This is a genomic window from Sinorhizobium sp. 6-70 (assembly GCF_030124375.1).
In the GTDB taxonomy this organism is placed as follows: Bacteria; Pseudomonadota; Alphaproteobacteria; order Rhizobiales; family Rhizobiaceae; genus Sinorhizobium.
Genome location: NZ_JASKLS010000002.1, coordinates 43,072 through 59,742, shown reverse-complemented (window position 1 = coordinate 59,742; position 16,671 = coordinate 43,072). Strand labels below are relative to the sequence as shown.

Sequence of the window (16,671 nt, the reverse complement as noted above, 5' to 3'; positions counted from 1 at the left end):
GGCAATGGAGGATTGCCGCGGTGCCAACCGGCGCCACGTAGATGCGGACTTGTGCGCATAAACCCCGAGCGCGTCCTTTGCGCGTTCATTTGAACGCAAGGCGCTCTAGTCGAAGAAGTTGCGGTCCTCTTCCGCCAGGTAGGCGACCGCCTTGTCTACAATAAAGTCGACGCCCATTCCCGGCTTGTCCCAGACCTCCACGAAACCGTCCCTGACGATCGGGTTCGGCAGCCCTTCGACGATCTCGTACCACCAGTCCGGTTCGCCCATCGGTATTTCGAAGGCGATGTAGTTCTGCGGAAGGGTGGCCGACACCTGCACGAGCGCGGCAAGTCCCAGCAGACCGTTGGCCGTACCATGCGGCGCGAACAGCAGCCCATGGATCTCGGCATATTCCGCGACGCGCTTCAGTTCGGCGATGCCGCCGACATCGCAAGGGTCGGGCCCGAGAATGTTGACGGCACGGGTTTCGATAAGTTCGCGAAAGTTCTGGCGCAGATAGATCTGCTCGCCAGTATGGATCGGCGTCGACGTGCTTATGGTGAGATCTCGGTAGGCGGGCGCGCCGACATAGGGCGACTGGTCGCCGGTGAGGATATCCTCGATCCACATCAGATTGAGCGGCTCCACGGCCTTTGCGAATTTCTTCGCATCCGGCAGAGTCCAACCTGGGCCGCAGTCGAGAGCGAGGCCTACCTTGTCGCCGGTGACCTCCTTCATCGCCTCGACGCAGGCGACCACATGATTAAAACCCTTTTCGGTGAGATAGCCGGTATCCCGTAGTCCCGGCATCGGCTTTGTTGTGACCTCGCCGTAGTGAAAATCCGGTACCTGGCGAGCCATGGGGCTGTGGAATGCGATTGGCTGCTTGATGATGGTGAAGCCTTCGGGTGAAGCCATCATCTTCCTGCAGTCGGCGGCATAATCCTCCGGTCCCCAGCCTGCCATCGGAAAGCGGACGCCGCCATTATAGACCCGAACCCTGTCACGCACCTTGCCGCCGAGCAGCTTGTAGACAGGTATGCCCGCAGCCTTGCCGGCAAGATCCCAGCAGGCCATCTCGATGGCGCTGATGGCGCTACCCCAGGGCTTGAACGCGCCGCGGTGGCGGATGCGCAGCATGACGCGCTCCACGTCGGTCGGATCCATGCCGAGGATCATGTCGCGCAGGAGTAGGACGTGTTCCCTGGCGTAAGGTTTCCAGAACTCGATTTGCCCGTAGCCGGAAAGACCCTCGTCGGTGACGAGCCGCACGACAGGGTGGCGCCCGAAAAGCGCGCATCTGACATCGATGATCTTCAAATTCGTCCTCCCGCTGCCACCGGCTGGTGGCGTGCTCAGATATCCGGAATGCGGCTGGAAATTTCGGCGGCGGACTCGATGACCAGGTCGCGCAGCCTGTCGCGCTCGTCATTTTCCTTGTCGGCAGCCAGGTAGGGGATGCTCAATGCGGCAATCACGCTTCCCGATGGTGCCGTGATAGGCGCCGCGATCGCCCAGACGCTGCCGCCATGTTCGCCGCGGTCGCTTGCCCATCCCTGCTTGCGAATGCGGTTGAGTTCGGTCGAAAGCTTGGCCGCGTCCGTAATGGTACGGGGTGTGTATTTCTGAAGGGGTGTTGCGAGGAACTTGGCTATCGCGTCGGGGTCCATATGGGCGAGCAGCAGCTTGCTGGCTGCGCCGGCATGAAGAGGAAACGCCTGTCCGACCGCCGGATTGAGGGCGTATTGGCCCTGTCCGGCAAAGGCTGAGACCACGACGACCGCTTGGTTGTCGAGTACGGAGAGCTTATTGGCCTCGCCGGTCAAGTCGGCCAGCTTCTTCATGGTGGGCTGCGCCACGGCCAAGAGATCGAACGTCGCTTCGGAGCGGACCTTGGAGGCGAGGCTGAGCAGGCGTGGCCCCAGGACATAAGTCCCGTCGAGCCGGCGCTGGACCACATTGTGGGCGTGCAGCGTGTTCAGAATACGATAGACCGTGCTACGCGGCACAGAAAGTTGCTCGGAAAGGCCGCGAATAGTTTCGCCGGCAGGCTGCAGTTCGAGCGAAGACAGGATCTCCATCATCCGCTCCAGCACCGGGACGCCGTTCTTGTCCTTGTCGTCTTGGCTATTTTCGTCGCTCATCAAATATCCTTGGCCCTCATTCAGTTACGAATGAAATAAATTCCTATTTGGAGCAATACCCGATTTTTTCATCACCAACACCATTCCATCATTGACACCGGCTTTGTCAACATTCATTCTGAAATGAATTAATGCAGTTTAAATATGAACTGATCTGACTGGTGGGCGCCAGTCTGGAGGAGGGATGACATTGAAATAGGCCGATGGTGACGCCACGCCGCGCCCGCTTTCCGGCCGCTCGGGCGCCGGCGGCGGATGCCGCGGCTTTAAGATTTTCAACCACATGAAAAATTTTCAGCCTCTCCGCCGGACCGGCGAAGACGAGATACAGGAAAACATCCATGATTCAGACACAGGACATCAAACGGCCGCCGCGCGAATGGGTCGAGGCGATCAAAGAAATCGGCGCCGCCACGTCCTCCAGCCAGCTGAGCAAGATGGGCATCCGCAACACGCATATCTGCGGACCGGTTTCCCGCCGGGAAGGACAAGTGATGTGCGGCCCAGCGCTCACCCTCCAGTTCGTACCCAAGCGCGAGGACCTTCAGGACGCGGACGAGTATGCCCAGCCGGAAAAACAGCTGCACAGGCATGTCCTCTACCACACCCAGCCGGGTGACGTTGTGGTTGTGGATGCGCGCGGCGACATGAAGAGCGGCATCTTCGGGGAGATGATGCTCACCTATTTCCAAGGCAAGGGCGGTGCCGGCGTAGTGATCGACGGGTGCCTGCGAGATTATCCGAACGCCAAGCATCTCGATCTCGGCATGTGGATCCGCGGGCTCACCCCGAACTTCCACACCCAGACGGATCTCATGCCCTGGGGCGTCAACGTGCCGATCTCCTGCGGCGGCGTGTTCATCATGCCGGGCGACATCATTATAGCCGATGACGACGGTGCGGTCGTCGTACCCGTTTCGCATGCGGAAGAGCTGATCAGACGCGCCTCAACCCACCACGAATGGGAGGAATTCTCCAAGGAGAAGCTGCTCGCCGGCGGCGAGCTCAAGCGCTACTACCCGCTACATGACGACGCACGGCCCGAATACGAGCAGTGGCTGCGCAACAAAAACGCGAAGTGAGATCGTCTCCCATGGAAAAGGCGACACTCGATGACCGGACGTTCAGCCTGGTCTGCGACTGCCGTTCGCAACTCGGCGAGAGCCCAGTCTGGAGCGAGGCCGAACAGGTGCTCTACTTCGTCGACATCCGCGGGCCGTCGATCAATCGCTTCGACCCCGCGACCGGAGAACTCCAGCGCTTCATGCAGTCCGAAGAGATCGGTTGTATCGGTCTCGTCCGTGGCGGCGGCTTCATTGCCGGCCTGCGATCCGGCATCTGGCGGCTTGACTCTCTTGGCAAGCCGATACTGAAGCTTGCGGACAACCCGGAAGGCACCGAAACGAGCCGCTTCAACGATGGCCGGGTCGGTCCGGACGGCCGGTTCTATGCGGGAACGGTGGATGAAAGCAGGCAGCACAGGGCCAAGCTATATCGCTATGACAGCAACGGGCTTTCGCCCCTGATGGACGGGCTCATGACCTCCAATGGGCTTGCGTTCTCGCCGGACGGAGGGACGCTTTACCATGTGGACTCTCCCGTTTCGAAGGTCACGGCCCATGATTTCGACAAATCGGCGGGTGCGATTTCAGGCGGGCGTCTGTTGATCGAGATCCCTGACAACCCGGCCGCGCGGCCGGACGGCAGCGTGATCGATGCGGAAGGCTGCTACTGGGTGGCGATCTTCGGCGCGGCCGTGGTCCGACGCTTCTCGCCGAAGGGCGAGTTGATGGCCGAATATCCTGTGCCGGTGAAGTGCCCCACGATGCCGGCCTTCGGCGGCCCGGACATGCGTACCCTGTTCGTGACGACGGCGGGCAGCCGCAGACCTCCAGAGGAGATGTCCCAATTCCCCACATCCGGCAGCCTGTTTGCCATGCGGGCACCGGTTGCAGGTCTGCCTGAGCCATTCTTCGACGAAGACATCTGATGAAAAAGCCGGTCGCAAGGCCGGTTTTCTTCGACGATCTGGCGAGAGGCCGGCCACCTGAGTGGCCGGCCTTTCTTCCTATTCGAAGCCCATGATCTTGTGGGGCACATAATGCTCCGTCAATTCCTTCAGGTCTTCCGGCGTCAGCTTGATCGTGACCGCCTCGGCGGCATCGACGATCTGGCTCTCGCGGCTGACGCCGACGATCGGAGCAGCAACGGCCGGGTTGGACAGAAGCCACGCTATGGCGATGCGGGCGCGGGGCACGCCATGGCGCCGGGCGACATTGGCGACCGCATTGATGACCTTCGCATCGGCCTCTTCCGTATCGCCATACAGGACCGGTCGTAGGATGTCGGTGCCCTTGCGGAGCGATTCGTGCCCGTCCTCGCGGGCGAGAAGGCCGCGGGCTAGCGGGCTCCATGGGATGAGGCCGACACCTTCCGCCGCGCAAAGCGGCACCATTTCCCGCTCCTCCTCGCGGTTGAGCAAGTTGTAATGATTCTGCATCGAGATGAAGCGCGCCCAACCCTTGCGGTCCGAAAGGTAGAGCGACTTAGCAAACTTCCAGGCATGCATGGAAGAGGCGCCAATATAGCGAACCTTTCCGACCCTCACGAGATCCGTCAGGGCTTCGAGCGTCTCTTCGATCGGCGTTACCGGATCCCAGCGATGGATCTGGTAGAGATCCACGTAGTCGGTCCCGAGGCGGCGCAGGCTATGGTCGATTTCTTGCATGATCGCCTTGCGCGAAAGGCCCTTTGCATTCGGGCCGTCGCGCAGCGGAGAATTGATCTTGGTTGCCAGCACGATCTCATCACGCTTGGCAAAGTCCTTGAGGGCCCGGCCGACAATCTCCTCGCTGGAGCCGTTGGAGTAGATGTTGGCCGTGTCGAAGAAATTGACGCCGAGCTCGATCGCCTTCTTGATCAGCGGTCGGCTGTCCTCTTCTACGAGTGTCCATTTCGGATTGCCGCGATCGGGTTCGCCGAAGGTCATGCATCCGAGGCAGATGCGCGAGACCTCGAGCCCCGAATTGCCCAGTCTGGTATATTCCATCGTCAAGACTCCGATTATTTGCTTTCCTGGATAAGTTCGATGCGATAGCCATCCGGATCGTCGACGAAGGCGATCACGGTGGTACCGAATTTGACCGGGCCGGGCTCGCGAACGATCTTGACCCCTTCCTTTCGCATGGCCTCGCAGGCGGCGTAGATATCCGGAACGCCGACGGCGAGATGGCCGAAGCCGCTGCCCTTTTCGTAGCTCGCGACGCCGTAGTTGTAGGTCAGCTCGATCATCGGATCGGTCTTTTCGGCACCGTAGCCGATGAAGACGTTGGTGTAGTTGCCTTCCGGCACATCGATCGTGCGGATGACATCCATGCCGAAGTGCTTCGAGTAGAAGCCGATCGATCGCTGCAGATCGCCGACACGGATCATCGTGTGCATGATCCTCGGTGGCTTGGCAGTCTGGGTGGCTGGCGCCATTGTCTGTCTCCTCTATGGTGATAAGGCGGCTACGCCGTAGCTACTGGTGAAAAAATCTTTCCGAAACAAAAACTTACCCTGGAAAGCGAGAATTTTGTTATGTAAAACCATTCATGTGTTGCGGAGTGCAATAACAGCGTTTCCGCGTGGTCCGGATGGAGGAACGGCTATGGATTTGACAGGCAAGGTGGCGCTCGTGACGGGTGCAGGCTCCGGCATCGGAAAGGCATCGGCCCTCATGCTGGCTGCTCGAGGCGCGAGGGTCGCGGTGCTGAGCAGGACCGGGAGCGAGACACTGAAGGCGAAGGAGGAGATTGAGGCGGCCGGGGGCGAGGCGCTGGCGCTCACCGGCGACGTCAGCTTCGAGGACGACATGAAGGGCGCGGTTGAAACGCTCGTCTCGACCTGGGGACGGCTCGACATCGTGGTCGCTAATGCCGGCATCAACGGAGTGTGGGCCCCAATCGACGATCTGCAGCCGCATGAATGGGACAAGACGATCGCCGTTAATCTGCGCGGTACCTACCTCACCATTCATTGCGCCGTGCCGCACTTGAAACTGGCGGGCGGCGGCTCGATCGTCGTCATCTCCTCGATCAATGGTACCCGCACCTTCACGACGGCGGGCGCGACAGCATATTCCGCCACCAAGGCGGCGCAGCTTGCCATGGTGCAGCAGCTCGCGCTTGAGCTCGGCAAATCCCGCATCCGCATCAACGCCGTCTGCCCCGGCCTGATCGCCACCAACATTCCCGACAGCACGATCAAGCGCAATCAAGACGCCGTACGCATTCCGGTCGTCTGGCCGGAAGGCGATATTCCTATTACCGGCGGCAAGGCGGGAACGAGCGAGGACGTCGCCGAAATCGTAACGTTCCTGGCGTCCGACCACGCGCGCCACATTACCGGATCGCCGGTCTGGATCGACGGTGGTCAGAGCCTGCTGCGCTGACAGCGGCAGGCCGGACTGGAGAGTATGGGGGCGAGGGCTCACAATCGGTCCCCCGCCTCGTCAAACAGCGATGCCTGGGCGATGTTCACGTGGATGCCGATAGGAGCGCCGATGGAGGCCGCCTGATCCGAGGAAATCCTCACCGAAAAATTCTCGCCGGCGAGCGTGCCCCAGAGGAGCGTATCCGGCCCCATCGGCTCCTCGATGGTAAAGATCGCCTCCAGTCTTGCGGAATGCTGTTCCGATCGACGCAACTGCGCCTGTTCGGGGCGCAACCCCAGCGTCGCATTTTGCCTGTCGTGAAACGGCCGGGAGAACTCATAACCGGTCAGGTCGATCTCACTGCCGCCTGCAAGGCGGAAGCTTGCGCCGGCGTCTTTTCGGACCAGGGTTCCAGGGAGGAAGTTCATCTGCGGGGAACCAACGAAGCCCGCAACGAAGCGGTTGACGGGGCGCTGGTAGATTTCCTTCGGCGTCGCGAGTTGCTGGATGACGCCCTTGTGCATGACCGCGACGCGGTCGGCGAGCGTCAGCGCCTCCACTTGGTCGTGGGTGACGAAGATCATCGTCGAGCCCAGCCTCTTATGCAGCCGCTTGATTTCGACGCGCAGTTCCGTCCGCAGCTTGGCATCGAGGTTGGAAAGCGGCTCGTCGAAGAGCAGCACCTTCGCGTCGCGCACAAGCGCGCGGCCGATCGCGACACGCTGGCGCTGTCCGCCTGAAAGCTGCGCCGGCTGGCGCTGCAGCAGCGGCTCGAGCTGGAGGATGCGCGCGGCCTCCGAGACGCGCCGGGCGATCTCGGCTTTCGGCATTCCGGACATTTTCAGCCCGAAGGAGAGGTTTGCTTCCACTGTGAGGCGCGGATAAAGGGCATAGGACTGGAAGACCATACCGATGCCGCGTTCGTGCGGTTCGGACCAGGTGACGTTGCGGTCGCCGATCCAGATTTGACCCTCGGCGATATCGAGAAGCCCGGCGATGGCGTTGAGCAGTGTGGATTTTCCGCAGCCGGAAGGGCCGAGAAGCACGAGGAATTCGCCTTCTTCCACCTCGAGGTTGAGCTTTTCGAGGACGTTCAAGACACCGAAGGAGATCTGCAGATTCCGGATGGAAACGCTGGACATGAATGCTTACCCTTTGACTGCGCCAGCGGCGATGCCGCGCACGAACCAGCGGCCCGAAACGAAATAGACGATGAGCGGGACGGCGGCGGTCATGATTGTGGCCGCCATGTTGACGTTGTAGGCGATCTCGCCCTCCGTCGGCGCGACGAGGTTGGTGAGCTGCACCGTCATCGGGCGATTGGCGAGGCCACCGAAGGTGAGCCCCATGATGAAATCGTTCCAGATTCCGGTGACCTGCAGGATAACCGCGACCACCAGCATGGGGATCGACATCGGCAGCATCAAACGGAAGAAGATCGAGAAGAACCGTCCGCCATCGACGCGCGCCGCCTTGAAGAGATCGATCGGTATTCCCGCATAATAGTTGCGGAAGAGCAGAGTCATCACCGGGAGGCCGAAGATGACATGCGTCAGAACCAATGCATAGATCGTGCTGAACAGGCCTGTCGCAGAATAGATGCGCACCAGCGGATAGATGAAGACTTGATAGGGCAGGAAGGCTCCGAGCAGGAGAGCGGCAAACAGCAGATTGGCACAGCGGACGCGCCAGAACGAGAGCGCATAGCCCGTTAGCGCGCCGACGAAGATCGAGCAGAACACCGACGGCACAAGTATTTTCACGGAGTTCCAGAACCCCGGGCTGATGCCCCGGCAATCGAGACCGGTGCATGCGCTGGACCACGCCTTTGCCCAAGGTTCGAACGTTATTGTCGTGGGCAGGGTAAAAAGACCGCCAAGACGGATTTCCTCCATCGGCTTGATGGAGGTGACGATCATCACGTAGAGCGGCAACAGGAAGAACAATGCGGAAATGACGAGAAAGGCATAGATGCCGATACGGGCGGGACCGACGCCTTTGGGAGCTCGGCCGCTTGGGCCTTCGCCCATGGGTACGTTATGGATCTTTGCCGGTGGAGTGCTCATCGGCTCAGTCCTTCCGCTTTTCGGCGCGGAAATATTCCGCGTAGAGCCAGGGGGTGAGGGCGCAGAGCACCGTGATCAGCAGCGTCGTCGCGGCGGCAGTCGCCAGCCCGATGTTCTGGCGTTGGAAAAGGTAGTCCATCACGAATTTCGCCGGAACGTCGGACGAGAATCCCGGCCCGCCCCCCGTCAGCACCAGCACAAGGTCGTACAATTTGACGACGCCGAGAGAAAGTAGAACGGTCGCGCTAATGAAACTCGGCCGCAGGATCGGCACAACGATGTGCCAGTAGAAGCGCCAGGGCTTTATGCCGTCGATGCGCGAGGCCTTCCAGAGATCCTGATCGATGCCGCGAAGCCCCGCAAGCATGATCGCCATCACAAGCCCGGCCGCATGCCAGACGGCGGCGAGAACGACGCAATAGATCGCCGTTTCCTTCTGGATGATCCAGTCGAAGCGGAAGTTCTCGAAACCCCAGCCACGAACGGTCTGCTCGATGCCGAGCGTCGGGTTTAGGATCCATTGCCACACGAGACCGGTGACGATGAAGCTCATGGCATAGGGATAAAGAATGATGGTGCGCAGAAACCCCTCGGCCCGGATACGTTGATCCAAGGCGACGGCAAGCAGGAAGCCCAGCGCGAGCGAGATGGCGATCATCAGCACGCCGACTATCACCATGTTCTGGACTGACGTTAGCCAGCGCTCGGTGGCGAAGAGGCGCACATACTGGTTGAAGCCTGCAAAACGGGCGACGGGCAACATACGGGAATCGGTGAAGGAAATGCCGACTGTCCAGATGATCGTGCCAATGTAGGCAAACACGACGATCAGGATCGCGGGCGTCAGGCCAGCATAAACGCTCCAGCGGATTGGACGCTGTTTCATCGGTATTTCCCGGATATGCGTAAGAAAAAACGGGCGGCGGTGTCCTGCCGCCCGCGTGGCTGGACGTTTCTATTCCTGGAATTCGGAGAGCACGGCCGCATATTTGTCGGCGAACTCGTCCGGCGTTTCTGACGGTGTCGCCCAATATTCGACTACGACGTCGGCGAGCGAATTCAGCATGTCGGCGCCTGCCAGCCAGTCAGGGCCTGCGAGTTGCTTGCCCGGGTCCTCGAGCACTTCGAGACCCACCTTGGAGCAGGCGTCGAGGCCGGACGTGTCAACGTCGTTGCGGACTGGCATGGAACCCTTGAGGTTGTTGAACTTGACCTGCACATCCTTGTCCAGCATGACTTCCGCCATAAGGGCTTGCGCCTTGGCGGCGGCTTCCGACTCGCCTTTCGGCATGATGAAGACGTTGGAATCCATCAGGAAGTTCTGCTGGCCCAGCCCTAGAACACAACCATAGTCCTCGCCCGCAACCCAGCCGGCGGCGGTGAACTCGCCCTTTTCCCAGTCGCCCATGATATGCATAGCCGCCTTGCCGGTGGTCAGCATCGACGCGGCCTCGTTGAACGAACGGTTCGGCGTGCCGGGATCCGTATAGCTCCGGATCTTCGCATAGGTTTCGGCGACGCGTTTGAACTCCGGCGTCTTGGTCGCTTCCGGGTTCTTGTCGCGGAAGATCGAGAGGTAGAGATCGCGACCGCCGGCTCCCGCGAGCACGCCATTGAAGAGCTGGTGCTGCTGCCAGGGCTGTGCGCCGAAGGCGAGCGGGATGATGCCGCCGGCCTGGAACTTGTCGGCCGCGGCGAAGAAGTCCTCCCAGGTTTTCGGTTCCTGGACGCCGAATTTCTCGAACAGTGCCTTGTTGTACCAGAGCCAGTTCGGGGTCTGCAGGTTCACCGGGACGGCATAGATGTGTCCGTCGCGGCTTACTGCCTCCAGCACGTCGGCCGGAAGCGACTTCTTCCAGTCGCCGGCGGCGGCAACATCATCGAGATTGTTGAGAAGCCCCTGGTCGGCAAGTTCGCCGAACTGCTTGCCGGCATTCATCATCATCACGGTTGGCGGGTTGCCGCCAACGATCCGGTTGATCCCGGTCGGCTTCGCGACATCGCCGTTGACGATCGCGTTGTCCACCCATTCCCCGCCCGCAGCGTTGAACGCATCGGCAAAAACCTTCACCGCCTTCGACTGCGCTTCCGTCGTCCACCAATGCAGCACCTCGGCCTTCTCGGCGGCAAAGGCGGACTGAGCCAGTGCGAGTGCCAGGGCGTTTGCGCCTATCAAGGCGCGATATTTCTGCAGCATTTTATCCTCTCCCATAGCCGTGCCGGCACGCTGACCTGGCAGCGCCCGGGCTTTAGTCGAACCTGTCGTGGATAAGGTTCTCCTCCTCCTCGTCCGTAGGCAGCGTATGCTCCATTCGCCCTTTCAGTCAATATTTACCGCAACAATATTGCGGTAATTTCTACAGTCGTTAGGTTCCTTCGACGCCACTTCACCCATCACGCTCCGCATCGCCCGATGCGGCGTTCCGTGCGGGTATTGAGTTAGTTCAAATATGAACCGAAACAATTCTGATTAGAATTGCAAGCGTGTCGAAAATTGTCAAGGCCAAACGACGGCGCAAGAGCGCCTCGTGAAGCTGGGGTAGGGCAGGTTTGGCAGGAAAGGGCGCGGGCGGGCGCGATCAAGTCACCCGGCCGCTTCAAGAACGCGCGCAAGCCAATCGGTCTTGCCCGCCTGTGCTGCGGATTCACGCTCGATGATTTCGGAAACCAGTGCAAGCCGCACCGGCGGCCGGTTGCGGGCGTCGGCGCTTGCCATGCGCTCGGCGATGCAGCGCACCATGGCGGCGCCCATCTCCACCTGCGGCGTCCTGACCGTTGTCATGCGCGGCGACATATGGGTAGCGGAGGCGAAGTCATTGAAACCCACGACCGAAACGTCTTCCGGAACCCGGATGCCGAGGCGCAGCAATTCAGATATCACGGCGATCGCAATCCCGTCATGGGCGCAAAAGAGTGCTGTCGGCTGCTTGCCGGAGCGAAGATAGCGGAAGAATGTGCTGCGGAATCCTTCCGATTCGTCGAAGACGATATCGTCTACCACGGCGTCTTCCACGGTCGAGGCGCCGTCACGGAAGCCCCGAAAGCGTTCCGCGCGGCCCATGGGTGTTGCGCTGCCATGCACGAATGCCATGTTGCGGTGACCGAGGCCGGCCAACATCCGTGCAACCCCGTAGCCGGATTCCCAGTCGGCACCCACCACCTGGTCGATCTGCTCCATCGGGCTCGCATAGCTCGCGCAGACAACCGGCAAGCCGGTCCGCGCGGCAAGGGCGGACCATTCGGATGGGCGGGGCACCGCCAGTATGATGCCGACGATTGACGAATCCAGCGGCGCTGCGTCGTTCAGATGGCGCGCCTGGCGGGGAAGAATGGAAAATCCGAGCTTCTCTCCTTCCTGTTCCGCGCCATGCATGATGTTGAGCCAAAGCTCGCTGCTGACGGGATCGATCTCCTGCCGGATGAAGAGAATGTGTCCTGCCGTGTAGTTGACGTCCTGGTTGACGCGATAACCCATCGAATGGGCGGCCCGGATCACCCGGTTCCGGGTTGCCTCCCCAACGCCGGGTTTTCCCGACAGGGCGCGCGACACGGAAAACTTCGAAAGACCGAGACTGTCGGCAAGGTCCTGAATGGTAACGCGGTTGGAAGCCATCGGCAAACTCTGTTCTTTGTCGGTTTTGTTGTGACGCAGGAGAGGCTTAACGTCAAGGTGTGCAGCAAAGTACAAAACAATGTTGCGCTATTTGCTTTGTAATGTTAGCTTCCGCCCCTAACAAAGTTAAAGGGCGGCCTCGGTGGAGGACTGTCCTGGTTGCCATTCCGGGAGGAAATCGTGGCGAGGCATATAGTCGCCGCTTTGGCGGAGATCCCTTCGGGATCGCAGAAGCTTGTCCATGTTGAGGGGCGGTCCATCGCCGTCTTCAACGTCAACGGCGAACTGTTCGGCATTTCCGACACCTGCCCTCACCAGGGCGGCAGCCTCGCAGCCGGCGCGACCGTTGGGCTGACGACCTCGACGGAACCGGGAAAGTTCTGTCATTCCCGTCCGGGAGAGTTCATCCGCTGCCCATGGCACAGCTGGGAATTCGATCTGCGCACGGGGAAATCCTGGTGTGATCCGCGGAAATTCCGGGCGAGGCCCTACGACCTCAGTGTCGAGTCCGGCGAGACACTGGTCGCAGGTCCGTATGTCGCCGAGACGTTCGGCGTTTCCGTCGAGGACCAGTACATCGTCGTCGAACTCTAGACCACCAGGCCCGGAATGAGGAGGTTCCGTTTTGTCGATTTCCGATGCCATCGATTGCGATATTCATCCAGGGGTGCCAACGATCAAGGCGCTGCTGCCCTACATGAACGACTATTGGCGAGAGGCGTTCATTGCGCGCGGGCAGGATAACTTCCAACCGGCAAGCTACCTGCCGAACTCGCCGATTGCCTGCCGGCCCGACTGGCGTGATGGCGACGCCATTCCCGGCAGCAATTTCGATCTCCTGCAAAAACATGCCCTGGATGGTTTCGGTGCGCGCTTTGCGATCTGCAATGTCCTTTACGGCGGGTCTTTCACGATCAGCGAAACGATGGGGGCCGCCATCTGCTCGGCAGTCAACGACTGGGTGAGGGCGGAATGGCTCGCGCGCGATCCCCGGCTGCGCGCGTCGATCGTGGTGCCGAGCCAGAACCCGCGGCTTGCTGTCGAGGAAATCGAACGATTGGCCGGGGATCGCCGTTTCGTACAGGTCCTGATGCCGGTGGCGCTCGACATGATGCTCGGCAAGCAGCACTACTGGCCCATTTTCGAGGCGGCGACCCGCCACGACTTGCCGATCGGCCTCCACGCCGGCAGCCTTTACCGTTACGCCCCGACGACGAATGGCTGGCCGAGCCACTATCTGCAGGACTATGTCAGCAACAATCATGCCTTCGAGAGCCAGCTTCTCAGCCTCATTTTCCAGGGCGTGTTCGTCAAGTTCCCCGAACTGAAGATCGTTTTGATTGAAAGCGGCGTGACCTGGCTTCCAGGCTTCCTCTGGCGCGCGCGCAAGACATGGCGCGCAGTGCGTCCGGAAGTGCCGTGGGTGGACGAATCCCCGATCGACATCGTGCGCCGGCACGTGCGCCTTACGGCGCAGCCCATCGATGCCCCCGGCGACCCGGCAGTTCTTGAGCGGGTGCTGGACCAGATCGGCTCGGACGACATGCTGCTCTTCGCCACCGACTACCCGCACTGGCAGTTCGACGCCGATCGCGTGCTTCCCGAGGGCGTACCGGCTCGCCTCGTCGAGAAGATGGCGCGTGACAATCCGCTCGCAACCTACCCGAGACTGAGGGAGACGATCCAATGAGTGCGGTCGATCAAGTCCTTGAGCGGCAGGTACAGGGCGACACGAGGTTTCAGTTAGTCGACTGCGATATTCATCCATCGCTGAAGCATAAAAAGGCGCTGCACCCCTATCTCGAGAAGCACTGGCGCGATCACCTCGATGCCTATGGCAGCCTGGCGCATTGCGTGTATGCCGGACGAGGCGGTCCCTATCCGCGCTTCACGCCCGAGACGGCGCGCCGCGATGCGTGGCCGCCGAACGGCAACCCGCCCGGTTCTGACCTGGAGTTTATGCAGGTCCAGCATCTCGACGCGCACAACGTCAAGTTCGGCATCCTGCAACCGATCGTCGGCGCCAACAATGCCCGCAACACGGACCTGTCGGCGGCACTCTGCACGGCAACCAACGACTGGCAGGTGGACGAGTTTACTTCGAAGGACAAGCGGCTGAAGGCATCGATCCACATCGGTGCGGAGGACGCCGAACTTGCCGTCGAGGAAATCGAGCGTCGGGCCGGAGACAGGAATTTCGCCCAGATCCAGCTCGGTTCGCGCTCCGTCGAGCCGATCGGCCGCAAGCGCTACTGGCCGATCTTCGAGGCCGCTGAGCGCAACGACATGCCGATCGGCTTCCATGTCGGTGGGCCGTCGCCCTATGCGCCGTCGCCAAGCGGCTGGCCTGATTACTATATCGAAGACCATCATGTGTTGACCCATAGCGCCCACGCGCAGGTTGCGAGCATGATCCTCGAAGGCGTTTTCGAGCTTTTCCCAAAGCTCCGCATAGTGATGATCGAGGCCGGCTTTGCCTGGGTGCCGTCGCTAGGCTGGCGGCTCGACAATCATTGGCGGAAGATGCGAAGCGAAACACCGCGCTGCAAAAGGCCACCCTCCGAATATCTCAGGCAGAACGTCTGGTTCACCACCCAGCCCGCCGAAGAGCCGGAGCGCCGCGAAGAACTGCGCCTGCTCTTCGACCTCATCGGTTTCGACCGCATGATGTTTGCGACCGACTATCCGCATTGGGACTTCGACGATCCACAGCGTGCGATCGTAATGCCGATGACCCCCGCCGAGCGGCAGATGCTGTTCCATGACAACGCCATGAATTTCTATGCCAATCTCGATTGAAAGACCTGTTTCATGAAGAAGCTCATCAACGATCCCGCACATTATGTCGACGAAGCTCTCGATGGCCTCACGCTCGCATTTCCGTCGCTCGCGCGCGACGGCGCGGCTGGCCGGGTCATACGGCGCGCGGAAGGCGTGACCAGCGGGAAGGTCGGCATAGCTTCCGGTGGCGGCTTCGGCCATCTGCCGCTTTTCACCGGCTATGTTGGCCGTGGCCTCATCGACACCTGCTCGATCGGCAACGTTTTCGAGGGGCCAAACATCGACAGCTGCGTAGATGCGATCCGGCTCGCCGATGGTGGTCGGGGTGTGCTGCGGCTTTACGGCAATTACGGCGGCGACAGGATGAATTTCGACATGGCCGGCGAGGTGCTCGAGGACGAAGGCATCCGTTGCACGACCGTGCTCGGCACTGACGACATCGCCAGTGGCGGCCCAGACGAGATCGGCCGTCGGCGCGGTGTGGCCGGGTTGATCTATGCCTACAAGGCTGCCGGAGCCTCCGCCGACAGAGGGGCCGACCTGGAGGAGGTGACGCGGGTCGCCGCAAAAGCGGTCGCTGCGACCCGCACGATCGGTGTCGGGCTTGCTCCCTGCCGGCTGCCGTCGGCGGCTAAGCCCAGCTTCGAGCTTGCGGAAGACGAGATCGAAATGGGGATCGGTATCCATGGAGAACCGGGAATATGGCGCGACAGACTCCGGCCCGCGGATGCGATCGCCGACGAAATGGTGGATCGGTTGCTGGCCGATCTGCCCGCGCATGCAGGCAGCGAGGTGTCGGTTCTGGTCAACGGTCTCGGCGCCACTCCTCTGGAGGAACTCTTCATCCTTTATCGGCGGGTCAGGAAACGGCTTGACGATGCGAGGCTGAACGTCTTTCAGCCGCTCGTCGGCAACTACGTGACTTCGATGGAAATGCAGGGAGCATCGGTCAGCCTCTTCCACCTGGACGAGGAATTGAAGACGCTGCTGTGCGCCCCGGCTGAATGCCCGTTCTGGAGGGTCTCCTGATGGAACTGACAGTTTTCCAGATCGCCGAGGGCGTCAGCCGCGCCGCCCGGGCCATGGCCGGCCTGGAGCAGGAATTGAACGCCGCCGACGCGAAGCTGGGTGATGGCGACACGGGCTCCATGCTCGCCCGCGTTATTGGCGCCATGGCAGCATCGGAGCCGCAAGCGGCAGGATCGGTGAGCGACGTCTTCGGCAGGCTTGCCCGCGCCGGCATGTCGGCAACGGGCTCCAGCCTGGGGACGCTTTTCGCCAGTTCGCTCCTAGGTTTGTCGAAGCAGACAAGAGAATGGGAACGCGTCGATTGGGAGGACCTTTCCAGTCTCCTTGCCGCGGCGCGCGACGGGATGATGGCGAGGGGCAACGCCAAGCTCGGCGACAAGACGGTGCTGGATGCGCTGGATGCCGTTGCTGCCGCGGTGGCCGGAGAGGTCGATGCCGAAGGAGCTGCGCGTGCCGCCCGGGAGGCGGTCGACCGGGTTATACTTGAGTTCCGCGGCCGGCCTTGTCGTATGGGGCGGGCAAAGTTCTTTGCCGAGAAAAGTGTGGGTCTCGACGATCCCGGCATGTTGGCTTTTGTCGCGTTGACAAAGGCGGTGGCGGAATTACCGCAAAACGCAACCTAACAACCTAACAAACTCGGCA

At 61.1% G+C, this 16,671-nt stretch carries 17 protein-coding genes; 8 read left to right on the top strand and 9 right to left on the bottom strand.

All coding sequences use genetic code 11. The features are described from left to right. Nucleotides 1–105 precede the first annotated feature (105 nt). Together QN222_RS04145 and QN222_RS04140 are read right to left on the bottom strand one after the other, a co-directional pair. Nucleotides 106–1,302, bottom strand: a complete 1,197-nt coding sequence (locus QN222_RS04145; protein WP_283961078.1) for a mandelate racemase/muconate lactonizing enzyme family protein — start codon at nt 1,300–1,302, stop codon at nt 106–108. A gap of 35 nt (nt 1,303–1,337) precedes the next feature. Beyond that, nucleotides 1,338–2,126 carry an IclR family transcriptional regulator gene (locus tag QN222_RS04140; RefSeq protein WP_283961123.1) on the bottom strand — a complete coding sequence of 263 codons (789 nt, stop codon included), beginning with the start codon at nt 2,124–2,126 and terminating at the stop codon, nt 1,338–1,340. Nucleotides 2,127–2,467: 341 nt separating this feature from the next. Here QN222_RS04140 and QN222_RS04135 point away from each other — a divergent pair, with 341 nt between their 5' ends. Together QN222_RS04135 and QN222_RS04130 are read left to right on the top strand one after the other, a co-directional pair. Further along, entirely contained in the window at nt 2,468–3,208 is a 741-nt protein-coding gene (locus QN222_RS04135) for a ribonuclease activity regulator RraA (RefSeq protein ID WP_283961079.1), read from the top strand. Nucleotides 3,209–3,219: 11 nt separating this feature from the next. After that, nucleotides 3,220–4,116 (top strand): SMP-30/gluconolactonase/LRE family protein, encoded by an 897-nt coding sequence (locus tag QN222_RS04130; RefSeq protein ID WP_283961080.1) that lies wholly within the window; start codon nt 3,220–3,222, stop codon nt 4,114–4,116. A 78-nt stretch (nt 4,117–4,194) separates the two neighbouring features. Here QN222_RS04130 and QN222_RS04125 read toward each other — a convergent pair whose 3' ends face one another. Further along, a complete protein-coding gene (locus tag QN222_RS04125; protein WP_283961081.1) occupies nt 4,195–5,175 on the bottom strand; it encodes an aldo/keto reductase in 981 nt (326 codons plus the stop codon). Between the two features lie 14 nt (nt 5,176–5,189). Next, nucleotides 5,190–5,606, bottom strand: coding sequence for a lactoylglutathione lyase (gloA, locus tag QN222_RS04120; protein WP_283961082.1), 417 nt, complete (start codon nt 5,604–5,606; stop codon nt 5,190–5,192). A 169-nt stretch (nt 5,607–5,775) separates the two neighbouring features. Between gloA and QN222_RS04115 the strand changes: the two genes are divergently transcribed. Next, nucleotides 5,776–6,558, top strand: coding sequence for an SDR family NAD(P)-dependent oxidoreductase (locus QN222_RS04115; RefSeq protein WP_283961083.1), 783 nt, complete (start codon nt 5,776–5,778; stop codon nt 6,556–6,558). Between the two features lie 38 nt (nt 6,559–6,596). Here the strand turns inward: QN222_RS04115 and QN222_RS04110 are convergent, their stop codons facing one another. From QN222_RS04110 to QN222_RS04090, 5 genes are all read right to left on the bottom strand, one after another. After that, nucleotides 6,597–7,682 carry a sn-glycerol-3-phosphate ABC transporter ATP-binding protein UgpC gene (locus QN222_RS04110; RefSeq protein WP_284005259.1) on the bottom strand — a complete coding sequence of 362 codons (1,086 nt, stop codon included), beginning with the start codon at nt 7,680–7,682 and terminating at the stop codon, nt 6,597–6,599. A gap of 6 nt (nt 7,683–7,688) precedes the next feature. After that, a complete protein-coding gene (locus tag QN222_RS04105; protein ID WP_283961124.1) occupies nt 7,689–8,570 on the bottom strand; it encodes a carbohydrate ABC transporter permease in 882 nt (293 codons plus the stop codon). A gap of 40 nt (nt 8,571–8,610) precedes the next feature. Continuing rightward, nucleotides 8,611–9,492 carry a sugar ABC transporter permease gene (locus QN222_RS04100; RefSeq protein WP_283961085.1) on the bottom strand — a complete coding sequence of 294 codons (882 nt, stop codon included), beginning with the start codon at nt 9,490–9,492 and terminating at the stop codon, nt 8,611–8,613. A 69-nt stretch (nt 9,493–9,561) separates the two neighbouring features. After that, nucleotides 9,562–10,803, bottom strand: coding sequence for an ABC transporter substrate-binding protein (locus tag QN222_RS04095; RefSeq protein ID WP_283961086.1), 1,242 nt, complete (start codon nt 10,801–10,803; stop codon nt 9,562–9,564). Between the two features lie 387 nt (nt 10,804–11,190). Then, nucleotides 11,191–12,219, bottom strand: coding sequence for a LacI family DNA-binding transcriptional regulator (locus QN222_RS04090; protein ID WP_283961087.1), 1,029 nt, complete (start codon nt 12,217–12,219; stop codon nt 11,191–11,193). 180 nt (nt 12,220–12,399) lie between these two features. On the opposite strand from QN222_RS04090, the gene QN222_RS04085 reads away from it, so the two are divergent. The 5 genes from QN222_RS04085 to QN222_RS04065 are packed head-to-tail and all read left to right on the top strand — an operon-like array spanning nt 12,400 to nt 16,652. Further along, entirely contained in the window at nt 12,400–12,813 is a 414-nt protein-coding gene (locus QN222_RS04085) for a Rieske (2Fe-2S) protein (protein WP_283961088.1), read from the top strand. Nucleotides 12,814–12,844: 31 nt separating this feature from the next. Next, nucleotides 12,845–13,909, top strand: a complete 1,065-nt coding sequence (locus QN222_RS04080; protein WP_284005258.1) for an amidohydrolase family protein — start codon at nt 12,845–12,847, stop codon at nt 13,907–13,909. Then, entirely contained in the window at nt 13,906–15,018 is a 1,113-nt protein-coding gene (locus QN222_RS04075; protein ID WP_283961089.1) for an amidohydrolase family protein, read from the top strand. The genes QN222_RS04080 and QN222_RS04075 overlap by 4 nt, the downstream gene beginning before the upstream one ends. 12 nt (nt 15,019–15,030) lie before the next feature. Then, nucleotides 15,031–16,029 (top strand): dihydroxyacetone kinase subunit DhaK, encoded by a 999-nt coding sequence (locus QN222_RS04070; protein ID WP_283961090.1) that lies wholly within the window; start codon nt 15,031–15,033, stop codon nt 16,027–16,029. Continuing rightward, nucleotides 16,029–16,652 (top strand): DAK2 domain-containing protein, encoded by a 624-nt coding sequence (locus QN222_RS04065; protein ID WP_284005257.1) that lies wholly within the window; start codon nt 16,029–16,031, stop codon nt 16,650–16,652. The genes QN222_RS04070 and QN222_RS04065 overlap by 1 nt, the downstream gene beginning before the upstream one ends. Nucleotides 16,653–16,671: the final 19 nt, after the last annotated feature.

Excerpts from the sequence above, each read along its gene's own strand:
- QN222_RS04140 (WP_283961123.1), bottom strand. The coding sequence starts at position 2,126 with ATGAGCGACGAAAATAGCCAAGACGACAAGGACAAGAACGGCGTCCCG.
- QN222_RS04135 (WP_283961079.1), top strand. The coding sequence starts at position 2,468 with ATGATTCAGACACAGGACATCAAACGGCCGCCGCGCGAATGGGTCGAG.
- QN222_RS04130 (WP_283961080.1), top strand. The coding sequence starts at position 3,220 with ATGGAAAAGGCGACACTCGATGACCGGACGTTCAGCCTGGTCTGCGAC.
- QN222_RS04125 (WP_283961081.1), bottom strand. The coding sequence starts at position 5,175 with ATGGAATATACCAGACTGGGCAATTCGGGGCTCGAGGTCTCGCGCATC.
- gloA (WP_283961082.1), bottom strand. The coding sequence starts at position 5,606 with ATGGCGCCAGCCACCCAGACTGCCAAGCCACCGAGGATCATGCACACG.
- QN222_RS04115 (WP_283961083.1), top strand. The coding sequence starts at position 5,776 with ATGGATTTGACAGGCAAGGTGGCGCTCGTGACGGGTGCAGGCTCCGGC.
- QN222_RS04110 (WP_284005259.1), bottom strand. The coding sequence starts at position 7,682 with ATGTCCAGCGTTTCCATCCGGAATCTGCAGATCTCCTTCGGTGTCTTG.
- QN222_RS04105 (WP_283961124.1), bottom strand. The coding sequence starts at position 8,570 with ATGGGCGAAGGCCCAAGCGGCCGAGCTCCCAAAGGCGTCGGTCCCGCC.
- QN222_RS04100 (WP_283961085.1), bottom strand. The coding sequence starts at position 9,492 with ATGAAACAGCGTCCAATCCGCTGGAGCGTTTATGCTGGCCTGACGCCC.
- QN222_RS04095 (WP_283961086.1), bottom strand. The coding sequence starts at position 10,803 with ATGCTGCAGAAATATCGCGCCTTGATAGGCGCAAACGCCCTGGCACTC.
- QN222_RS04090 (WP_283961087.1), bottom strand. The coding sequence starts at position 12,219 with ATGGCTTCCAACCGCGTTACCATTCAGGACCTTGCCGACAGTCTCGGT.
- QN222_RS04075 (WP_283961089.1), top strand. The coding sequence starts at position 13,906 with ATGAGTGCGGTCGATCAAGTCCTTGAGCGGCAGGTACAGGGCGACACG.
- QN222_RS04070 (WP_283961090.1), top strand. The coding sequence starts at position 15,031 with ATGAAGAAGCTCATCAACGATCCCGCACATTATGTCGACGAAGCTCTC.
- QN222_RS04065 (WP_284005257.1), top strand. The coding sequence starts at position 16,029 with ATGGAACTGACAGTTTTCCAGATCGCCGAGGGCGTCAGCCGCGCCGCC.